The organism is Pontibacterium sinense (assembly GCF_015209595.1).
Lineage (GTDB): Bacteria > Pseudomonadota > Gammaproteobacteria > Pseudomonadales > Balneatricaceae > Pontibacterium > Pontibacterium sinense.
Genome location: NZ_JADEYS010000003.1, coordinates 253,719 through 274,599, shown reverse-complemented (window position 1 = coordinate 274,599; position 20,881 = coordinate 253,719). Strand labels below are relative to the sequence as shown.

General features: G+C 51.4%; 22 protein-coding genes and 1 pseudogene. 5 read left to right on the top strand and 18 right to left on the bottom strand.

Going from position 1 to position 20,881, the window contains the following annotated elements; all coding sequences use genetic code 11:
* The 3 genes from IOQ59_RS04975 to IOQ59_RS04965 all read right to left on the bottom strand — a co-directional run.
* A partial coding sequence (locus IOQ59_RS04975) for an efflux RND transporter permease subunit (protein ID WP_193952155.1) occupies positions 1–1,145 on the bottom strand: 1,145 nt, incomplete at its 3' end.
* A gap of 21 nt (positions 1,146–1,166) precedes the next feature.
* A complete protein-coding gene (locus tag IOQ59_RS04970) occupies positions 1,167–2,180 on the bottom strand; it encodes a WD40/YVTN/BNR-like repeat-containing protein (RefSeq protein WP_193952154.1) in 1,014 nt (337 codons plus the stop codon).
* 305 nt (positions 2,181–2,485) lie between these two features.
* Positions 2,486–3,385: a LysR family transcriptional regulator gene (locus IOQ59_RS04965; RefSeq protein ID WP_193952153.1), complete on the bottom strand. Its 900-nt coding sequence runs from the start codon at positions 3,383–3,385 to the stop codon at positions 2,486–2,488.
* 98 nt (positions 3,386–3,483) lie between these two features.
* Between IOQ59_RS04965 and IOQ59_RS04960 the strand changes: the two genes are divergently transcribed.
* Positions 3,484–4,098 carry a 2-hydroxychromene-2-carboxylate isomerase gene (locus tag IOQ59_RS04960; protein WP_371871826.1) on the top strand — a complete coding sequence of 205 codons (615 nt, stop codon included), beginning with the start codon at positions 3,484–3,486 and terminating at the stop codon, positions 4,096–4,098.
* Here IOQ59_RS04960 and IOQ59_RS21565 read toward each other — a convergent pair.
* Positions 4,055–4,252, bottom strand: a pseudogene (locus IOQ59_RS21565) (hypothetical protein); the annotation flags it as partial. The gene IOQ59_RS04960 and the pseudogene IOQ59_RS21565 sit on opposite strands and share 44 nt — an antisense overlap.
* On the opposite strand from IOQ59_RS21565, the gene IOQ59_RS04950 reads away from it, so the two are divergent.
* Positions 4,159–4,764, top strand: a complete 606-nt coding sequence (locus IOQ59_RS04950) for a glutathione S-transferase family protein (RefSeq protein ID WP_371871827.1) — start codon at positions 4,159–4,161, stop codon at positions 4,762–4,764. The pseudogene IOQ59_RS21565 and the gene IOQ59_RS04950 overlap by 94 nt on opposite strands.
* 96 nt (positions 4,765–4,860) lie before the next feature.
* On the opposite strand, the gene IOQ59_RS04945 is transcribed toward IOQ59_RS04950, so the two are convergent.
* The 14 genes from IOQ59_RS04945 to IOQ59_RS04880 all read right to left on the bottom strand — a co-directional run bounded on the left by IOQ59_RS04945 (position 4,861) and on the right by IOQ59_RS04880 (position 16,602).
* Positions 4,861–5,052 (bottom strand): 4-oxalocrotonate tautomerase, encoded by a 192-nt coding sequence (locus IOQ59_RS04945; RefSeq protein ID WP_193952150.1) that lies wholly within the window; start codon positions 5,050–5,052, stop codon positions 4,861–4,863.
* Positions 5,053–5,138: 86 nt separating this feature from the next.
* On the bottom strand, positions 5,139–5,930 hold the full coding sequence (gene dmpH, locus IOQ59_RS04940) for a 2-oxo-3-hexenedioate decarboxylase (protein WP_193952149.1): 792 nt from the start codon (positions 5,928–5,930) through the stop codon (positions 5,139–5,141).
* Positions 5,930–6,958 carry a 4-hydroxy-2-oxovalerate aldolase gene (gene dmpG / locus IOQ59_RS04935; protein ID WP_193952148.1) on the bottom strand — a complete coding sequence of 343 codons (1,029 nt, stop codon included), beginning with the start codon at positions 6,956–6,958 and terminating at the stop codon, positions 5,930–5,932. Before dmpG ends, dmpH begins: the two co-directional genes overlap by 1 nt.
* Before the next feature lie 15 nt (positions 6,959–6,973).
* Positions 6,974–7,885 (bottom strand): acetaldehyde dehydrogenase (acetylating), encoded by a 912-nt coding sequence (locus IOQ59_RS04930; RefSeq protein ID WP_193952147.1) that lies wholly within the window; start codon positions 7,883–7,885, stop codon positions 6,974–6,976.
* 87 nt (positions 7,886–7,972) lie between these two features.
* The gene (gene dmpE, locus IOQ59_RS04925; protein WP_193952146.1) at positions 7,973–8,758 is read right to left on the bottom strand and encodes a 2-oxopent-4-enoate hydratase; all 786 of its coding nucleotides are present in this window, start codon (positions 8,756–8,758) and stop codon (positions 7,973–7,975) included.
* A gap of 307 nt (positions 8,759–9,065) precedes the next feature.
* The gene (locus IOQ59_RS04920; RefSeq protein WP_193952145.1) at positions 9,066–10,526 is read right to left on the bottom strand and encodes a 2-hydroxymuconic semialdehyde dehydrogenase; all 1,461 of its coding nucleotides are present in this window, start codon (positions 10,524–10,526) and stop codon (positions 9,066–9,068) included.
* Between the two features lie 116 nt (positions 10,527–10,642).
* Positions 10,643–11,566, bottom strand: coding sequence for a catechol 2,3-dioxygenase (locus IOQ59_RS04915; RefSeq protein WP_193952144.1), 924 nt, complete (start codon positions 11,564–11,566; stop codon positions 10,643–10,645).
* Between the two features lie 31 nt (positions 11,567–11,597).
* A complete protein-coding gene (locus IOQ59_RS04910; RefSeq protein WP_193952143.1) occupies positions 11,598–11,921 on the bottom strand; it encodes a 2Fe-2S iron-sulfur cluster-binding protein in 324 nt (107 codons plus the stop codon).
* Positions 11,922–11,954: 33 nt separating this feature from the next.
* Positions 11,955–13,016: an NADH:ubiquinone reductase (Na(+)-transporting) subunit F gene (locus IOQ59_RS04905; RefSeq protein WP_193952142.1), complete on the bottom strand. Its 1,062-nt coding sequence runs from the start codon at positions 13,014–13,016 to the stop codon at positions 11,955–11,957.
* 19 nt (positions 13,017–13,035) lie between these two features.
* Positions 13,036–13,398, bottom strand: coding sequence for a phenol hydroxylase subunit P4 (locus IOQ59_RS04900; RefSeq protein ID WP_193952141.1), 363 nt, complete (start codon positions 13,396–13,398; stop codon positions 13,036–13,038).
* Positions 13,399–13,469: 71 nt separating this feature from the next.
* Entirely contained in the window at positions 13,470–14,972 is a 1,503-nt protein-coding gene (locus IOQ59_RS04895) for an aromatic/alkene/methane monooxygenase hydroxylase/oxygenase subunit alpha (RefSeq protein WP_193952140.1), read from the bottom strand.
* A 17-nt stretch (positions 14,973–14,989) separates the two neighbouring features.
* The gene (locus IOQ59_RS04890) at positions 14,990–15,259 is read right to left on the bottom strand and encodes an MmoB/DmpM family protein (protein WP_193952139.1); all 270 of its coding nucleotides are present in this window, start codon (positions 15,257–15,259) and stop codon (positions 14,990–14,992) included.
* Positions 15,260–15,270: 11 nt separating this feature from the next.
* Entirely contained in the window at positions 15,271–16,257 is a 987-nt protein-coding gene (locus IOQ59_RS04885) for an aromatic/alkene monooxygenase hydroxylase subunit beta (protein WP_193952138.1), read from the bottom strand.
* A 30-nt stretch (positions 16,258–16,287) separates the two neighbouring features.
* Positions 16,288–16,602 (bottom strand): phenol hydroxylase subunit, encoded by a 315-nt coding sequence (locus IOQ59_RS04880; protein WP_193952137.1) that lies wholly within the window; start codon positions 16,600–16,602, stop codon positions 16,288–16,290.
* Between the two features lie 437 nt (positions 16,603–17,039).
* Here IOQ59_RS04880 and IOQ59_RS04875 point away from each other — a divergent pair, with 437 nt between their 5' ends.
* The 3 genes from IOQ59_RS04875 to IOQ59_RS04865 all read left to right on the top strand — a co-directional run bounded on the left by IOQ59_RS04875 (position 17,040) and on the right by IOQ59_RS04865 (position 20,811).
* The gene (locus tag IOQ59_RS04875) at positions 17,040–18,755 is read left to right on the top strand and encodes a sigma-54-dependent Fis family transcriptional regulator (protein WP_193952136.1); all 1,716 of its coding nucleotides are present in this window, start codon (positions 17,040–17,042) and stop codon (positions 18,753–18,755) included.
* Positions 18,756–18,865: 110 nt separating this feature from the next.
* Positions 18,866–19,579: a 16S rRNA (uracil(1498)-N(3))-methyltransferase gene (locus tag IOQ59_RS04870; protein WP_193952135.1), complete on the top strand. Its 714-nt coding sequence runs from the start codon at positions 18,866–18,868 to the stop codon at positions 19,577–19,579.
* A gap of 209 nt (positions 19,580–19,788) precedes the next feature.
* Positions 19,789–20,811, top strand: a complete 1,023-nt coding sequence (locus IOQ59_RS04865; protein ID WP_193952134.1) for a Fe(3+) ABC transporter substrate-binding protein — start codon at positions 19,789–19,791, stop codon at positions 20,809–20,811.
* The last annotated feature ends 70 nt before the right edge of the window (positions 20,812–20,881 follow it).

Genomic DNA, 20,881 nt, shown 5'->3' with positions numbered 1-20,881 from the left:
AACAGCAGCGGTACCGCCAGCAACACGGTAATGATGATGGTCAGTGCCCACAGGGAGGCGTAGTGCGCCAGCTTGGTATTGAGTGGGATCGAACCGATCGCAATCAGCAACAGACCGATCGCATCAGAGACCACACCTAAACTGCCCGGACGGAACAAACTCTCGAAGGTAGTGCGTGCTGCCAGATGATGATCCGCGTGGTCGTTCAGCTCCAGATAGTAACGCTCCACGATCTGAATCCCGTGCGACATGGCCCGCGCCGAGATCAGGAACGGAATCACCAGACCCAGCGGGTCGAGGTTGTAACCGAACAGGGAGATGATGCCGATGCCCCAGATCGAGGAGACGATCACCGCACCCAGCGGAATCAGGACACCGTAGGCTTTACGGAAGTAGAAGATCAGCAGTGCGATCATGATCAGCGCGGTAAACAGGAAGATCTCAATGATCTGATCCAGATACTGATAGGCCCAGCCCACCAGCATCGGCTGACCGGTCACATGAATCTTGATCCCGGCAACGGCTTCATCCGCACGCATCTTCTGGATCTCATCAAAGGTCTTCTCGTAATCCAGCTGACCTTCGTTGAGCTGCGCCTTGATCAGCGCCATCTTCATATCCGGCGACACCAGTGGGCCGTAGACACGAGGATCGGCGGTCACATCACCGCGTAACTTCTCCAGCGCGGCCGCATCCATCTCCCCGCCCTGCGGGTCGTAGTAGGACTTGGAGTTGACGTTGCCTTCCGGCGTCATCCACACCTTACGCGAGTTACGGTGGGTCACACTCGACACCAGGTTATGGTTGATGCCCGGCAGGCTGTCGACCGCCAGCGTCATGCGGTGGATCTTGGCCAGTGCTTCATTGCTGAAGATATCACCCTCTTCCACCTCGACCCCAACGATGATGACGTTGGCGCCGCCAAAGGAGGACTTAATCTCGTTATGCAGTTCAATATACGGATGGCTCTGCGGCAACAGATCCGCAAAGTCGGAGTACATCTTGACGCTGGGGATCTGGTAGGCGAAGAACAATGTGATCGCCAGAATGATGCCCAGAATCGATTTAGGATGACGGAATACCGACTCATCCAGATTATGTAGAAAGTGCGTCGCCTTGTGAGCGTCTGCAGACTTTTTATCCATGATGCTTCAGACCTGTAATTATTATTGAACGTCGACGGTAAACAGCGAGCCCCAGCCGCCAGCGACCAGCAATTGCTTGTCACTCAAAGCTTCGGCATCGCGCAGGTATACCGGGATTTTTGGCGCATCAATGCGTTTCCAGCCCTGACCGTTAAGCTCAAGTACGTTGCCGTGATCACCCATCACAAACAGACGTTCGCCCAGTGCATGGAAGCTATAAAGAGGAGATTCAGTTGGTGTTGTTTGCTGTTGCCAGCTCAGGCCACCATCCGTGGTATGAAGGATCTGTCCACTCAGGCCCGCAGCCCAACCTTCGTTGGCGCTAGCAAAGTGAATACCCTGTGGGTAAAAATCGTTTGGCATATATTCTGGTGCTGACCAGGTGTCGCCACCGTCCGTACTCTTTACCACCAAACCAAACTCACCAGCAATCACCAGCGTGTTTTCATCAATAAATTTAACGTCGGTCAGCTGAGAATCCTCTTCCAGAGTGATCTCACTCCAGCTGGCACCTTTATCTTTACTGTTGATGATGGTTGAGAAGCTAGCCGTTACCCAGATACTGTTATCCGGACCACAGGCGAGTGACAGTACGTTTTCTTGCGTACCAATCGGTGATGGCGTCCAGTTTTCACCTTTGGCATCAGAAAACCAAACCTGTCCGTCCATGCCTAACGCGGCAAAGCTCTGATCCGGGCAGGATTCAACATCAACAAGGCTTGGCTGGGATTCGATCAGCTGGCGGGTCCAGCTGATATTGTTACGAGGGCTGGTAAGAACAATACCATCGCTGCCGACCGTCAATACGGTGGAATCGTTTGCAGCAACAGCCTGAAACTGATCGGTACGACGTACGGACTTCTCCAGCTCTTTATCAACACCCTGAAGATCAAGAGGCGCTTCACAGCCGGTCAGAGCCAGCGGCAAAAGCGCTACAGCCAGAAATCCTTTAACAGGTTTTGCGCAGGAAGCGTGTGGAGAAACAACTGAACGGTCCACGGCTTCGACGCGTTTTTTTCTAATTATTGACGTCATCGCTTACTTCACCAAAAGTCTTGATTGCGGTGTAAACACACCTACTCAAACAGGTAAGAGCAACGGCCGTGCCAGTTCTCAATCTTATTGACTGATTGCTTTAAAAAAGCGCTGAACCATGCGTAATTACAGGCTTCAGAAGAAAAAGATTATTTTGGAGAAGGAATCAAAATCGGAAAGGAAAAATCTATATCCGTGGGGTTTATGAGGAAAATTGATGAAATCGTAAAGCAATCGGCATAAGCCTTAAGCAAATCATCAATCGGTAAAGCTATTGAGCAAATCATGAAAAACCGGACAAACACTCAAGTCCAGGGCGCGGTAGGCACAAATTTCTGCAACAGAAAATCGACAAACACGCGGATTTTGGCCGGTAGATACTTGCGGTGGGTGTAGAGCACGTGGATCTGCTGCTTATCGATATCATAGTGTCTCAACAACGGAATCAGACGACCCGCCTCAATATCACCCGCCACCATAAAACTCGACAACCGCGCGATTCCGCCACCCATCCGCGCGTATTCATGCAACGCTTCTACATTGTCCGTCACAAACCCACGGTCAATATCGATCACTTCACTCACACCCTGACGGTTAAAGTGCCAATGATTGAAAGAGTCACTCGTAGATAAACGCAGACATTGATGCTGCTTTAGTTCATCAGGTGTTTGCGGCTGACCGTACTTTTCCAGATACGTGGGACTGGCACACACAATCCGCTGGCTCTCCCCCAACTTCCGCGCTACCAGACTGGTGTCTTCCAACGATCCTAAACGAATCGCCACATCAACCCGCTCACCGATCAGGTCAACGGATAAACCACTCAACTGTAATTCGATATCAATTTCCGGATACGTCATCTGAAATTCGGACAACTGTGGGATCAGCTGATGGCGGGCGAAACCCGCTGAGCTGTTGATGCGCAATGTTCCTTTGGGAACCTGACCGAATCCACTGAGGGCATCTTCAGCTGATTCGACATCATGAATGATCTCAAGACAGCGTTGAAAATAAACCTGCCCGCCTTCCGTCAGGCTAAGTGTCCGTGTTGTGCGATTCAACAAACGCACACCCAACCGGGACTCCATACGTGAAATCAGTTTACTCACTGCCGAGGGGGACAGCTCCAACTGACGACCCGCAGCAGAAAAACTGCCAGACCGGACCGCCGCCACAAACACCTGCATTTCACTCAGCTTATCCAACGCACCTCTCCACCTATGAACCTATGAACCTAGTTCACAGGTTATATGACAGCTTTGACACTTATCGAAAAATAGCACACAGGCTACTCTTGTGACTAATGATCCTGAGGAGACTGACGATGACGAACCCTATAGACGTTAAGCTGTTCTTTAATTTCCGCAGCCCCTACTGCTACCTTGCCAGCAAAACACTCTGGCCTATCGTTGATGAGTTCAACACCAACCTGATCTGGCGTCCGGTGGGCAGCTGGGATCTACGCTCCTCCCCGGATCGCGCTAAAAACAAAATGCCGCTGGCGCGTCAGGACATTGCCCGGTTTACTAAACGCCTGGGTATTCCTCTCACCCCTCCACCGCCGACGACAGACCCGACTCTGGCCGGTATTGGTTCTCTATTGGCAGAAGAGAAAGGCCTACTACGCCCCTATCTCATTGAAGTTATGCGTAAAGAGTGGGCAGAAGGACAAGACATTGGTGATCCTAAGGTCTTGCTGACCGTTGGTGAGCTGATCGGACTCAATCGCGATGAACTCTCCGCAGCATTAGACAGCACCACCTATGCCGTCCAGTTAGAACGCAACGCCGAAGAAGCAGCAACACTGGGGGTGATTGGCGTGCCCACCTTTGTGATTGGCGAACAGATTTTCTGGGGACAGGACCGAAACGATTTCGTACTGGATGAGCTACGAGAACTGCGCGCATCTCGTTGTTAACAGACATCTGGATCCCTTCGAATCTCCTCCCATTTGATTGAGGAACTATGTATGACTGTAATACGCCTGTACGACAAACCGGAATGTCCGTTTTGCTGGAAAATACGTTTGGCGCTTTTTGAACAGGGGCTGACCGTTGAGCATATCGACTCACTGGCACCGGAAACCCGTGAAACATGGCAGTCTCTGACACCACGCAAAACGGTCCCTGTGCTCGTCAACGGCGATATTGTCATCTACGAGTCCAACGTTATTCTGGAATACCTGAACGATCTCAGCGAAACCTTACTGCCAGAGGATCCGACTCAACGTGTCACTGCGCGTCTGATCAACAGTTACAGTGACGGGGTAATCGGCGCCGGCTTACGCGAAGTGATCTTCGAAAAGCGCGGCAACGCTGAAGCCGACAGGGATCACAAACGTATTGAGCAAGGGATTGCACAGTTCGAAACAGCCCTGGACTATTTATCTGGCCAACTGGGCGGCAAGACGTTTTTTGCAGACAGCTACTCGTTACCCGAGTGCGCGCTGACGGCCCGCTTTGGGCTGGCAGAGGCCTATGGCGTTGAAATTCCTGATCGCTTCAGTAATTTGCGGTCATGGTTTGAACGTATGAAAAGCCGTCCAAGTTATCGGGCAACCGCCCCTCAACATCTGTTGTCCTGAGTCTGCTGTCCTGAGAACTCACCCAGTTTTCCGCATAAAAAAGGGGCTGTATGTTCAATACAGCCCCTTTTAAGGATTCAGAAAACTCGGATCAGACTATTTGCCCAGCTTCTTCGCAGAATTTCCCGCGATACCAAAGTGTTGTTTTGGCATCTCATTGATCATCACGCGGATACTCTGTTCCGGTGCGTCAAGCGAACGAATGACCGCATCGGTCACTTCCCGGATCAGCGCTTCTTTCTGCTCATCCGTACGTCCTTCCATCATATTGACCTGAACGATAGGCATAGCTTATCTCCTTTTAAAGGCATCAATTCCGACCGGATATGCCGCCACGAGAGCCTGCGCAGCGACATACCCTAATCAGAAACTGATCAGACGAACTTACCGCTGATGGTTCCCAGGTCCTGATAACGGACGCAGAAAGAATCACCTTTATTGACCTGCACAGCCGCCGTAATCGCACCGATCATCACGAAAGAACCTGCTGGCAGTTCTTCACCGCGCTCGCCCAGCATATTCGCCAGCATCGCCACAGACGCTGCAGGATGACCCAATACCGCCGCACCGGCACCCACTTCAACCACTTCACCGTTAATTTCCATCACCACACCCAGATTCTTCAGGTCCAGATCAGAAACATCAGCCATGCGGCCACCGGTAATAAAGCGGGAAGAGGAGGAGTTATCCGCAATCACACTTTTCAGGTCAAACTTGAAGTCTTTGTAACGGGAATCGATCACTTCGATCGCAGGCATTACAAAGTCAGTCGCGCGCAGCACATCACCGATATGGATACCCGGACCTTTCAGCGGTACTTTAGTGACAAATGCCAGCTCCGCTTCGATCTTTGGATGGATCAGTTCGTCGTGCTTAACTTCACCACCTTCAGGCACGGAGAAGTAATCTGCCAGGAAGCCATAGCAAGGATGCTCAACACCCATCTGGGACATTTTTGCCCAGGAGGTCAGGCCCATCTTCATGCCGACGATTTTGTTGCCACGCTCTTCCTTACGACGACGGATCTCCCACTGAATGTCGAATGCATCGTCGTAAGTCATATCCGGAAAGTCATCGGTAATTTTGGTGACTTCGTACGCTTCCAGCTCGGCATTCTCCAGATGGATCGCCAGCTCTTCAATTTGTGATTTAGTCAGATTACCCATCAGATCAGCCCTTTTTCTTTTGCCATGGTCAACGCCAGGTCTTCAATCATGTCTTCCTGTCCACCTACCGTGCCACGTCGACCCAGCTCAACCAGCAGGTCGCGTGCAGTGATGCCATATTTAGCTTCGGCACGCTGAGCGAACAGCAGGAAGGAGGAGTAAACACCGGCATAACCCAGTGTCAGTGCATCACGGTCTACACGGATCGGCTGGTCCATCATTGGCACCACGCGGTCTTCCGCTACATCCATAATCTTGTACAGATCGATACCGTGGTTTGCTTGCATGCGGTCCAGTACCGCCACAAACACTTCCAGTGGTGTATTACCTGCACCGGCACCCAGGCCCGCAACAGAACCGTCAATACGGATTGCTCCGGCTTCTACTGCTGCCAGTGAATTGGCTATCGCCATGCCCATGTTGTGGTGGCCGTGGAAACCGATTTCGGTGGTTGGATTCAGCTCGGCACGTAACAGGCCGATCTTCTCTGTTACTTCATCCGGCAGCATGTAGCCCGCAGAATCGGTGCAGTAGATGCAGTTCGCGCCGTAGGATTCCATCAGGCGTGCCTGTTCCAGAATTTTTTCCGGCGTGGCCATATGCGCCATCATCAGGAAGCCAACCGTGTCCATTTCCAGTTTTGCTGCCTGACCGATGTGCTGTTCAGACACATCGGCTTCAGTACAGTGCGTTGCCACGCGGATCGTGCTAACACCCAGATCTTTTGCCATGTGCAGATGATCCACGGTTCCGATACCCGGCAACAACAGCGCGGATACTTTGGCGTTTTTCATCTTAGGGATCACAGCCCCCAGATACTCTTCATCGGAGTGTGCCGGAAAACCGTAGTTCACAGACGTACCACCCAGACCGTCACCGTGGGTGACTTCGATCAGCGGCATACCCGCTTCATCCAGACCGGTCGCAATATCCACCATCTGATCCACAGAGATCTGATGACGTTTTGCGTGCATTCCGTCACGCAGACTCATGTCGTGGAGTACTACTTTCTTATCTTTCAAATTCATCACTTAATCCCCCACTTAACCGCGTGCCGGCAATTCGATCGCGCCGTTGCTAACTTCTTCAGAGAACATCTCTGCCGTACGCAGACCTGCTGCTGTCATGATGTCCAGGTTGCCGGCGTATTTCGGCAGATAGTCACCCAGACCTTCTACTTCCATGAAGACAGAAACACGGTTGCCATCGAAGACAGGACCGTTCACCAGACGGTAACCCGGTACATATTTCTGTACCTCTTTCACCATCGCGTGAACGGATTCGGTAATTGCGGCTTCGTTCGGTGCTTCTTTGGTCAGGCAGTGCACGGTGTCACGCATGATCAGTGGTGGCTCAGCCGGGTTGATGATAATGATCGCTTTACCCTTGTCAGCACCGCCAACTTTCTCAACCGCGCCCGCCGTTGTACGGGTAAATTCATCAATGTTTTTACGGGTACCGGGCCCGGCAGAACGGGACGATACCGTAGCGATAATCTCGCCGTACTCAACAGGCTGTACCTGAGAGACTGCAGCAACCATAGGGATCGTCGCCTGACCACCACAAGTCACCATGTTGACGTTCATCTCAAGATTTTTCGCGTGTTCAGCCAGATTGACAGGTGGCACACAGAACGGACCAATCGCCGCTGGGGTCAGATCAATCATGATCACACCCAGTTCATTCAGTTTGCGGCTGTTCTCAGCATGTACATAAGCAGATGTCGCATCAAACGCTACGCGGATATCATCTTCAACAACATGTGGCAGCAGACCATCAACGCCTTCAGCGGTGGTCTTGATACCCATTTCCTGAGCACGTTTCAGACCGTCGGATTCCGGGTCGATACCCACCATCCATACAGGCTCAATCCATTCAGAGCGGAACATTTTAATCAGCAGGTCGGTGCCGATATTGCCGGGGCCGATAATGGCCGCTTTTAGTTTCTTACTCATGTTTCTTTATCACCCTAATTCAATAATGCTGATACGCAGGGGAACGACCCGATCTGTATATTCAGGTCCTTTATCTCGTGTGATCGTTTACACAAAGCGTACGGAAGCAGAACCGATGCCGCCGATGCTTACGCTCATGTGATCACCTGCCTGTACCGGCTCCAGCGGCACCAGAGAACCGGACAGAATCACTTCGCCCGCTTTCAGTGGAATACCAAATTCGCCCAGCGTATTCGCCAGCCATGCCACACAGTTCACCGGGCTACCCAATGCTGCCGCACCGGCACCGGTCGAGATAACAGAACCGTTTTTCTCAACCACCATGCCACATGTCGCCAGATCCACTTTGCGAGGATCAACTGCTTTATCACCCAGAATAAACAGGCCGCACGAAGCGTTATCTGCCACAGTGTCCTGAATTTTGATCTGCCAGTTTTCGATGCGGGAATCGACCACTTCGAAACATGGGATCACACAATCAGTCGCCGCCAATACGTCAGCATTGGTGACACCCGGACCCATCAGGTCTTTCTTCAGGATGAAGGCAATTTCACCTTCCGCTTTAGGCTGAATCAGCTTCTCGCTGATTGGCATCTCCTGACCCTGGCTGTACGCCATCTGATCTGTCAGGTAACCGAAATCAGGCTGATGTACGTTGAGCATGTTCTGCACAACTTTAGAGGTCACGCCGATCTTCTTACCGATGATTTTCTCGCCTGCTTCTACACGACGCTCGATCATGCGCAGGGAGATGTTGTAAGCGTCTTCGATGGTGATGTCGTCGTAACGCTCGGTAAATGGACGCAACATCTTCAACTGCTGCATCGCATCGAACAGCTCGTCGCCACACTGGATAATTTGATCTTTATTCATATCTGTTCTCTCTCTCAACCGCCCTTCCATAACAGGCGATCTGGGGTCAGATTTAATCGCAAGCTCTGATTCTTGAGGTACAGCCTTTGTAGGGCTGGCTTTCAGCCTGCCGGCACCCTAAAGGGTGCCCTACAACGGCTACACGAGCTGAGTGGTTTAACCACACACTCTGAGGCCTGGATTTTGGTTCAGGACTTGAAGCACACCCTTTGTAGGGCAGGTCTCGTCGTCATCGAAGGTGATTAGCCTGCCGGCGCCCTAAAGGACGCCCTACACTTGGATGAAGTCATTCTTAAACTCGAAGCATTTACAATTTGATGCAGACGTTTTTAAGCTCGGTGTAAAATTCGAGGCCATGTACACCACCTTCGCGGCCAATACCGGACTGCTTCGCACCACCAAATGCCGTACGCAAGTCACGCAGGAACCAGCTATTCACCCACACCAGACCTACATCCATCGATTCCGCAACACGGGTCGCGCGTGAGGTATTTTCAGTCCATACCGTTGCCGCCAGACCGTAGTCGGTGTCATTGGCCAGCTCGATCACTTCTTCTTCAGTGTCAAACGGACGGATATGGCAGCAAGGGCCAAAGATCTCTTCGTTCACGGTACGGGAATCGTCCGCCAGACCGGTCCAGATCGTTGGTTCTACCCACGCGCCGGCGTTCAGCTCTTCGCCCATATCGGGAATGCCACCACCGATCACTACGTTGGCGCCTTCTTCAACCGCCGTGCGGTAGTAGGACAAGACCTTCTCTTTATGCTCCTGGCTAACCAATGGACCAAAATCCACATCTGCGTCTTCAGGACGGCCCAGCTTCAGCTTCTCAACACCCTCTTTCAGGCGCTGAACAAATTCTTCGAAAATTGGACGTTCAACATAGACACGCTCGGTACCGAGACACACCTGACCGCAGTTCACAAATGCTGAACGCATGGTGCCTTCGATCGCCTTATCCATATCGCAATCAGCAAAGACAATGCCCGGGTTCTTACCGCCACACTCCATAGAGATGTTGCGCAAACCAACGGAAGCGGCACGCATGATGATCTCGCCGGTACGGGTTTCACCCGTGAAAGTGATCGCGTCCACATCAGGATGCGCGGTCAGGAAGGCACCGGCAGAATCTCCACCAAAGCCGTGCACCACGTTGTATACACCTGCGGGTACGCCGCATTCGTTCATCACTTCACCCAGCAGAGTGGCAGTCGCCGGGGTTTCTTCAGATGGCTTAACAACAACCGCATTACCACACGCCAGTGCCGGACCGACTTTGAACGTCATCAACAGCAGTGGCAGGTTCCATGGGCTGATCACAGCGACCACACCTTTTGGTTTGCGGTGACCGTAGTTCAGCGCGCCCTGACCGTCAGGTGTATCCAGTTTGAAAGCTTCAGTTGGGTGGTTCGCCAGCGTTTCAGAAAACGCTTTAAAGTTGGCAGCACCACGGGGAATATCAATATGAGAGGCGATCTTGCGTGGCTTGCCGGTGTCCTTGCACTCAGCATCCAGAAACTCTTCGAAACGCTCGTTGATGCGATCCGCCACGCGGTTCAGCATTTCAATACGCGCCGCTTGTGTCATTTTGCCCCAAGGCCCTTTCATCGCTGCCTTGGCTGCAGCAACAGCGGCAGCAACCTCAGGTTCACCGGCTTCGTGAACCATGCCGATCACACTGTTATCAACCGGGTTACGGTTTTCGAAGGTCTTGCCGCTGGCAGTACCTACAAACTCCCCGTTGATAAAGTTCTTAAAATCTTTCATTTCAAACTCTCATTCAGATGGCTATCTGTGTAAAAACCTGTGTCAAATCCATGCTGGCCCGGCAACGGCAAAACCCCGCGCAGGCAAATCGCCAACGCGGGTAACAGCTATGTGAATCAGGTCAGTGCAGTCAGGAAACGCTCGTTCAATACGCGATCATGGTAGAAGATCGCTTTACCCAACTGATCGGTGGTCCAGGTCACGGGTTCGTGGTCAGGGTAGTGGTAGTCACCGCCACAGAACACTTCGGTACGGTTACCGGATGGATCAAAGAAATAGATGGTTTTACCGTGGGTCAGACCGTGACGGGTCGGACCGATATCCAGAGACACGTCTTCCATAGAGATCAGGTCAGCTGCACGCAGCACGTCTTCCCAGGTATCCAGGAAGAAAGAGGCGTGGTGGAACTTGCCCTTTTCCGGATGTTTGATGAAGGCAACATCGTGCGCTTTCATAGAAGCGGTCAGGAACTGTGCAACACGATCACCGTTCTCATCCAGCACCTGCTCAGCCAGATCAAAGCCCAGCACATCGCAGAACAATTTCAGCGTGCCGTCGATGTCATCGCCGTACAGCAGGCAGTGGTCGAAACGAGTCGCTTTCATACCGGTCAGGCCACGTGGCCACGCATCAGGGTTAACGTTAGACACACCCCATTTACCGGTCTGTTCTTTCTCAGCGTATATCTCGAACATATGACCCGTTGGAGAATCGAAGCGAACACGACGACCACAGCCGGTCAATTCACCCGCAGGAATCTCTTCCACGTTGCAACCAAACTCCACCAGATCTTTCTGCAGCTGATCCAGTACATCGTTGTTCAGTACTTTGTAGCCAACGAAATCCATACCCGGCTCGTCCGCTTCACGCAGTACCACAGAGAATTTATCGACTTCGGTCCAGCCTTTCAGATAGACACGGCCTTCAGCATCCGTTTCTACCTCAATCAGTCCCAGCAGATCACGGTAGTGACCCAACGCTTCTTTCATATCCAACACACGAAGCTGAATATGACCCGGACGCATTACACCTTTTCTCATCTCTTTATCCTCGGTTCTTATTATTTGACCGTTACTGTGCCGGTTCGAAGTGATCGGACTCGATCACCATGTCACCGCGTGGCAGGATGCGGCAGGCCAGAGCAAAACCCTCGCCCTCTTCCGCTTCCGATACATGGGCACGGCTCATCCGTTTTTTCTCGAACTCACCGTCGAGAATGCGGATTTTGCACATGCCGCAGCCACCTCCGCGACATCCCACCTCGATGGCTTGGGTGTTTTGCAACTCCATCCCCACCAGCAGGCTTTTATCATCGCGGCACAGGTACTCCTGATTCCGGTTCACCACCTGAATGCGGTGGACCTTAATATCGGTTTCAACCGTTTGAGTACTCATCGGTACAGGCTCTTCATCAGATACGTTTAAGACTTATATACGCTTAAACAAGGCAGAACGTGTTTGCTCTTCAGCACCGTCAGCGGCGGTTACGAAACGTTCCATATGAATGTCACGTTCGAACAGACGCCCCTGCATCAGGGCGGTAATCGCCGCATCAATCATCGGCGGCGGACCGCACAGATAAGCTTTGTGACCACTGAACTTATTGTCGAAGTAATCCTGCGCAGCTTCGTGTACGAAACCCGTAAAACCTTCCCAGTTATCCGCATCTTCTGGTGCATTCAGTGCCGGAATGTAGAAGAAGTTTTCATGCTCTTCTGCCAGCGCTTCGAAGATCTCTCGGTTGTACAGTTCAGCGACATTACGTGCGCCCTGGAACAGATACATCTTGCGCTGATCGCCTTCTTCCAACAGTTCCTTAATCATGGACTGAGGGCTGGACAAACCTGAACCACCTGCAATGAAGATGGCATCCTGTTCGTCAGATTTGCGCGTAAAGAACTGACCGTAGGGTCCGGAGACATCCAGCGTATCGCCCACCTGCAGTTCGTTATGCAGATAGGTCGTTCCCGCACCTTCCGGTACCAGACGCACATGCAGTTCCAGCGTGTTGCTATCGGACGGTTTGTTGGCAATGGAGAACGCACGCGTGCCTTCTACACCCGGGATATGCAGGTTGATGTACTGGCCGGCCTGAAACTCCATCTCACCATCAAGTTCAAAGAACAAGCCTTTGATGGTGGGTGACAGATCACGGATCTCAGTAACGGTACCCACATAGTCATTGACCGGGTGACCGGCAAAGTCAGGGTCTACATCGATATCCGCTTCGATCGTCAAATCAGATTCAGGTTTGGCACAGCAAGCCAGCACAACACCCTCATCACGCTCAGATTCCATCAGCGCGAACGGGGATGCTTCACCCACATCGGCATCACCGTCAGTGACGGTGACTTTGCAGGTACCGCAAGTGCCGTGACCGCAGGCAAAAGGTAACCAGACACCCTGGCGCAATGCTGCGTCCAGTATCGTCTGATCTTCTTCGACCTCGATAACATCGCCGGTCGGTTCTACAGTTACTTCGTAAGTCATTGGTGATTACCTCCCGATCTCAGACGCCCGCGCCCTGATAACCTTTCAGGTCCGGGGTGCTGAAACGCAGAACGGATTTGTGACCAACGCCCTGATCTTTCAGTGCAACATCCGCCTGTGGCGTAAATGCATCACCGTCCAGCATCCAGCTGGCCTTATCCCAATCGATCTGGGCATATTCCGGGTGCAGACTGAATGCTTCAGTCATCACTTCGGAACGCAGGGTTTCAAAGGTCATTTCTGGTGGCACCGGATAGGCAAACGGTGCACAAAACATCATGTGGTGATCCCAACCTACGTACACCACCTGATTGCCGTGAAAGTTCTCAAATTTGTCGAGTACTTCGCCTTTGTAGTCAGGCGTAATTGCTTTAACAGCCATTGTTCTTCCTCACATCGGGCTGTGCGCGGGACACACTCACCGCGCCAGCCTGTTATTATTCTTGTTCCGGCTTAAGCCACGCCTTTCCACTGTTTCCAGCGCAAGTCGTCCGGCGAGCCCTTCATATCCATGTTGTCTGCACCCAGATTCATGTGATAGAAATCGCTCAAAACATCACCCACATCCGGGCCACCGCAGTTACCCTGGAAGATCTGATGCACTGGCAACCAGGACTGAACGAATTTCTCCGGCTCGTCATCGAAGATGTCTTTACAACCGTCGGAGCAGAAGTGGTAACGCTCGCCGTTGTACACGCTGTCGCGGTAAGCGGTCTGAGTCGGATCATCCATCTCGGTGAACAGCATCGGGATCTGACACGTAGTACACAGCTGAGGCAGCGCTTTGGTGTAGAAACGCTCACCTTTCGCTTCCATCTCTTTCGCCAGTTCCCAGCGCGGACGGTAGTACTTGTCGAAGGTTTCCGGGTATTTCTCAGACAGCCAATCCAGCTCTTCGTCTGTTGGAATCCACGTATGGAAACCAGCGGCATGACCGTGGGTGTAGAATGTCCACCACGCCTGATGAGAGATATGCTCTTTCTCTTTTTCGATCACATCGGCGTACTTCGGCATTTTGATGCCGTAACGCGCCAGATCTTTAAACAGCGCACCGCCGGCTTCTTCGAAGTAGACTTCCCATGCTTCTTTCCAGGACATCACTTTGTTTGGCAGCATGTAGTCCATCATCATGGAAACGATGGTCAGCAGACGGGAACCACGCCAGAACCACTTATCGATCCATTTCTGAACGATTGGCACATTGTCTTCGTGTTGTTCCAGCAGGAACTTGATCACTTCCAGGCCCAGTGTCATGTGACGGGCTTCGTCAGACTGCGCTGAGAAACCGAAGGTCACAGTTGCCATATCACCGTTGTGTGCCGCGCCGGACATAAACGGTACAAACAACAGGTTGGTCAGTACGTATTCGAAAGAGAAACCAATCGCGATCATGAACTCGAACGGGCCTGCTGCACGCGCATCGTTGAAGAACGATTTAGGCACTGACAGGTACCACACGCGGTCATGCATGTGGCTGTATTCCTGGAAGCCGTCGAAGAACTTGTTGAAGTGACTCATTGCATGGATCTGAGTCTGCACGTGGCGCAGTTCATCAATGGCCTGCATCTGACACGCGACACGCGCACCGACACCACCAAACTGACGACCCGTATGAGCAAAGCCCTGATACGCCTGATACTCCAGCGGTGACACGCCGGTCAGGAAAATCTTCAGCGCGTTAACGTAACGCGGATCAGATACATTCATATGTGCATTGTTCTGCGCAAAAGCGTCAAAAATTGCGTACAGTTTTTTCTCTTTTTCAGCCTGATACTTCCAGTACGTATCCATCGTCAGGCGAAACGGGTCTTCCCACTTGGACCAGTCAGTGATTTTGATGCCTTCAAAATCTTCATAAGGAAACGCTTCTTTACGATCGCTGTAGGAATATTCCCAGTCCAGATCGCGAGTCAGCAGACGGTATTTGTCTTTAATATTGAGTTTCTTAGCTGCCATGATTCGTTACCTTATTCTTATTCGTTCCAGTGCAGAGACAGTTCGTCATCGTCTTCTTCGACGTTGCCGCCCAGTGTGATCAAATTGATGTGCAGCTCTTGCACATCCCAGTCACGACCCATTTTTTCTTCGACGGTTTCACGACGAATGGACAAACGACCTTCGTTTTCAATACGAATCATCGCGGGCATGTGAATCACGGTCACATCCGGGTTATCTTCTTCGATTGCTTCAACGATGTAGCGGGATTCGTCGTTATCCTGCAGTGCGATATAAACCTTAGACATTGCGTAATTCCTTACTTAAACAGGCCAGCTTTAGTCAGACGTTTGTCCAGAGCAGCAACGGCTTTATCCATCGCTTCTGCATCCAGCATCTCTTCTGCCAGTGGTGTCAGGGCAGCCACGGCTTTCGCTTTCCAGTTGGTAACCCAGCCTTCCAGCAGCGCTTTGTTTTCCGCAGATTCAGCCACCGCAACTTTCATCACAGCATCCACCCAGCGGGTATTGTCTTTGTTCCACAGCTGCATGAACTCGGTCAGCATGCTGATGTCCTGACCACCGTTATCCGCCAGCCACGTGTCGTATTGGTTGAACACCAGGTCATAAACCAGACCGTCCAGCACCAGATCTTGAGCAACCAACAATTCGAACCAGTCTTTGGTGACCGTGGTCTCTTCACACAGTGCACGCATGCCCTGCCAGATCTCATCGTTCATCCAGTAAGCTTTCGCTTCGCCCAGCGCATCACCGCTATTACCATCAAGAATCAAACCGATACGGGACAGGTACTGAGCAATACCCAATCGATCCATTCCGTCATACAACAGCGCCTGAGTAATCGCAGTACCGTAACCCTGCGAAGAACCGTACATATTGTTCAGGTTGGCGGTGTGCTCGAAGTGACGCAGAGGGATCAGGTAACGAATCACGTTCTTCTGCAGGTCATCACCCAGCAAACGTTTCAGATCACGCTTTTCGAAGAACGAATAGTTGCTCTCAGCCACTTCCTGCATCTTCGCGCGCTGCTGTACATACGCGCCGTAGTAAAACTGACGCGGATCTTTAAACGCGTACCAGTCTTCCATCACCAGAGCCGTACGACGTGGATCATTCAGCTCCATCTCCGGCTGCCACAGTGGGCGATAGTGAAAATACTTCTCAGACTGAACGTCGTAGGTCGCTTCCTGATAACGCGTTGCAGGCTTGTCACCAAAGCGGCGCTCAATATGCGCGAAGGTGTTACGTACCGGCTCAAGCGTCGCGGTTTTGATTTCAATACTCATCGGACATTTCCCAGCTAAGTCAGATTGTTGTTATTCGGATGCGAAATGGTCGTGGTTGTGCGACATCAGGGTGTCTTCGCCGTAACGCCACTTTTCCATCTCGGCATCTACAGCTGCCATCTGTTCATCGGTCATATGAATCACGTCATTCACGTCGCAAAAGTGCTCATAAGCGCCCTGCGGCATGATCAACTCTACGAACAGACTTGGATCACCAATTGCGAAGTCGAACTCCACGAATCGAGCACCCTGAGGACTACGAACCCGTACATATTTCGTTAACCGTTCAAATGTCGGTTTGCTCGGATCACTCGACCGGGTATCCAGATTTATCACCTCAGCCATTTCGCCCCCTGTTTATGTTTTTTTCTGATTCAGGTCGCTAGGTACAGAGCAATGGCTATGCCAAAACTTGAAAATCTTAAAAAACAAAAACACAAAAAAACTCCTAACTTATTGTTTTAAAAGGATTTAAAAATCATAAAAATCATTATAAAAATCATAAAGTCAGATTGATTTTGAAAAAAATCACTTGACGAAAGGGTGGCGAAAGATGATGAAATGATTAAAAGGATCAACAAAATTTAATGATTTGATCAGGAGATCAAACTCACTCTGAGTTCTGCATCAAATCGGAAAAAGTGCCTATAGTTACCCCATATAAGAGGCATTGAGCTGCGTCTCCAAACGCAAGAAGGGAATACACAGTAGAAGTACATATAAGCGGAATTAACAACAAATAACCGCTTTATAACAACAATAATAGAAAAGGCTGCACAACCATGAGCAACCCGGCTCAACCACAATTACCGGAATCCAAGGACCTGATTTCGCAGATTCAGTTTGCCAGTGAGGATGGCAAAATCTGGTTTAACGAACAGCGCATGCTACTGATCCACTCCGCTGTGATGGGATCATTGCGTAAAGAGCTGATCGAAACCTTGGGCGTTGAACGGACACGCGGTTTTTTAATGCGCTTTGGTTACTACTCAGGCCTCAAGGATGCCGAATCCGCACATAAGATCCGTCCGGATTTCACCAAAGCCGAAGCCTTTTTAGCCGGCCCACAACTGCACAATATCAAAGGCATGGTGAGGGTTGTCCCCAAACAACTGGATTTCGATATCGAAACAGGGAAATTCCACGGCGAATTTGATTGGTATGACTCCTACGAATCGGAGTTACATCTCAATGAATATGGACTATCGGAAGACCCGATTTGCTGGACCTTGATCGGTTACGCCAGTGGTTTCTCCACTTATTACATGGGTCGCAAGATCATCTTTAAAGAGACCCAATGCACCGGATGCGGTTCAGATCACTGCCATATCGTCGGCAAACCTGCTGAAGAGTGGGATGACCGCGAAGAGCTGGAACGCGCCCTGCTCCCCGACCCGATTATTGAAGAGCTCTTTGCCCTGCAGCATCAGGTATCCACGCTGCAGGAGAGTTTCCGCACACCGGAAGCCGAAGAAGACCTGCTGTTTAACTCGGTAGGTCGCTCTGGTGGGTTTAAAAACGTCTGCCAGCTGATTACCAAAGCGTCGAAGAGCAAAGTCACCGTCCTGCTGCTGGGCGAGACCGGTGTCGGTAAAGAGGTGGTCGCCAAAGGACTTCATGCCAGCAGTGATCGCCGAGAAGGACCTTTTGTCGCGGTTAACTGTGCCTGTATCCCTCCGGACCTGATCGAAGCCGAACTGTTTGGTGTGGAAAAAGGTGCCTATACCGGCGCGACACAGTCGCGCGAAGGGAAGTTTGAACGGGCCAGCAAGGGCACTATTTTCCTCGATGAGGTGATCGAACTGTCCCCCCGCGCCCAAGCCACCTTATTGCGTGTATTACAGGAAGGAGAGCTGGAACGGGTCGGCGACAGCAAGGTCCGCCGGATCGATATCCGCGTCGTCGCCGCCACCAATGAAGATCTGGAAGCCGCCGTCAAAGACGGACGCTTCCGGGCGGATCTGTTCTATCGCCTGAATGTCTATCCCGTGCATATTCCGCCGCTGCGCGACCGCACCGAGGATATTCCTCTGTTGATCGAGCACTTTCTGGAGAAGTACCACACGCTCTACAACAAACGCACCCAAGGCGTCACCGACAAAGCACTGCAAAGCTTGTTGATGTACAAATGGCCGGGCAACATTCGTGAGCTGGAAAACATGGTCGAGCGCGGCGTGATTCTCACCGACAACAACCACTCTATTGATATGGAAAGCTTCTTCCCATCTCTGGCAGAACCCAGCCACCCACTGAACGTGATCAATGGCCGTGGGTTGCTTGACCCTCAGGAATCCGCCCAGCAACCTGACATTGCCGATGAAAACTGGATGGATAGCTTACTTGGCGAGCAGTTCAGCATCGAAAATCTGGAGCACGATCTGATTAAACGGGCGATGAATCAGACCGGAGGCAACGTCTCTAAAGCGGCACGTATGCTCGGGCTGACCCGTCCTTCACTGGCGTATCGGTTAAAGAAACTGAACAACGATACCGCGTAAGTGAGTGCCTTCATGCTTCCGTCATCAACCCGTTTGGTGGCGGAAGCCCCCTGCTATACAATGCGCGTTCTTTATTCCCTTCCGTCTGCAATCCGGCCTGCCAAAACCTTATGAACCTGATACTGCTTTATACCAGCGACTTTACCGATGACAAGACAGTGGTAATCAATGACCGTCGTTTTCATCATATCCGCAGTATCCACCAGCCCGAGCCAGGTGAAACGCTCAAAGTCGGATTATTAGACGGCAACCGGGGCACCGGCGAAGTACTCAGTCTCTGTGACAAAGAGATCACCCTCAAAGTCGCGCTCAACCAACCGGCACCTGAAGCCCTGCCGTTGAAACTGATCCTCGCACTGCCTCGTCCTAAGATGATGAAACGCACCTTACAAACCATTGCAGCCATGGGCGTGAAAGAGATCTACTTGATCAACTCCTATCGTGTGGATAAAAGCTACTGGTCCTCTCCACTGTTGCAACCGGACAAGATTCGGGAGCAGCTAGTACTCGGTTTAGAGCAGGCAGGTGATACGGTGATGCCAGAAGTCCATCTGCGCAAACGCTTCAAACCATTCGTTGAAGATGAACTACCCGCCATCTCACAAAACACTCGCGCACTGGTTGCACATCCCTACCATGCAAACCCTTGTCCGGCGGCATCAGCAGAACCCTCCACACTGGCGATCGGGCCGGAAGGCGGATTTATCGCCTACGAGGTGGAGAAGTTAAAAGAATGCGGCTTTAACGCCATACACATTGGTGAACGCATTCTACGTGTCGAAAACGCGGTACCTGTGCTGCTGGCCCGCTTATTTCCGCTGTAATAGTGTTCCGCTGCATTCCCGCTTTTTAGCCACTCAATCAATTGGAAGGGTTACTTAACAGCAATTCCGGTTTATTGACCCAGATCACTTCAGCGTTAGCAATAGTGATAACAATTTGCATTATCGCTTGACATAATGAGCCGAGAGAACAAGAATAATTCGCATTACTAGCTGCAAAAGCTTAACTGAACGCCAGGTACGATACGACAATGAAAAAGATGCTCACCGCTATGGCACTGTCTGCCATGATTGCGACACCTGCTTTGCAGGCTGCTGAAGAAGTTAACATCTATTCCTTCCGTCAGGCGTTCCTGATTAAGCCTCTGCTGGATGCGTTTACCGAAGAAACCGGCATCAAAGCTAACGTCGTCTTCTCCAAAAAAGGACTGCTTGAACGTATCGAGCACGAAGGTCGTAACTCCCCTGCTGACATCCTGCTAACCTCCGATATCGGACCGCTGTTCGACGCTACGGAAAAAGGCTTGTTGCAGCCGATAAAAAGCGAACTGCTAGAGAAGAACATCCCGGCTAAATACCGTGACCAGCAAGGCAACTGGTACGGACTGACCTCACGTTCCCGTATCATCTATGCCTCTAAAGATCGCGTCGATGCCAGCGAAATCAAATCCTATGAAGATCTGGCCGACCCTAAGTGGAAAGGTCGCATCTGTACCCGCAGTGGCAAACACACCTATAACCTGTCGCTGATCGGTTCCATGGTTGCCGAACACGGTGAAGCCGAGACTCAGCAATGGCTGAATAGCCTGAAAGACAACCTGGCGCGCCGTCCACAGGGCAATGACCGCGCACAGGTAAAAGCGGTCAAAGAAGGCGTTTGTGATCTGGCACTGGGTAACTCTTACTACTTCGGTAAGATGATCACCAACGAGAAGAAACCGGAACAGATCGAGTGGGCACAGTCCGTTAATCTGATCTTCCCGAATCAGGATGATCGTGGCGCACACATGAATATCTCCGGCGCAGCGGTCACCAAATATGCCCCTCACAAAGATGCGGCAGTGAAACTGATCGAGTTCCTGAGCTCTGATAAGGCACAGCAACTGTACGCCGAAGTGAACTTTGAATTCCCAGTCCGCAACGGTACGCAGCGTTCAGAACTGATCACTAAATATATGGGTGAGTTCAAAGAAGACGGTGTAAGCCTGCAGAAGATCGCAGAGCTACGCTCCACCGCTGCCAAAATGGTCGATAAGGTTGGTTTCGATAACTGATCCTTCATCAAGACGATCTCGGGTATCCATCGATACCCGAGTCTCTCGACTTTGCACCTTACTAACGGTA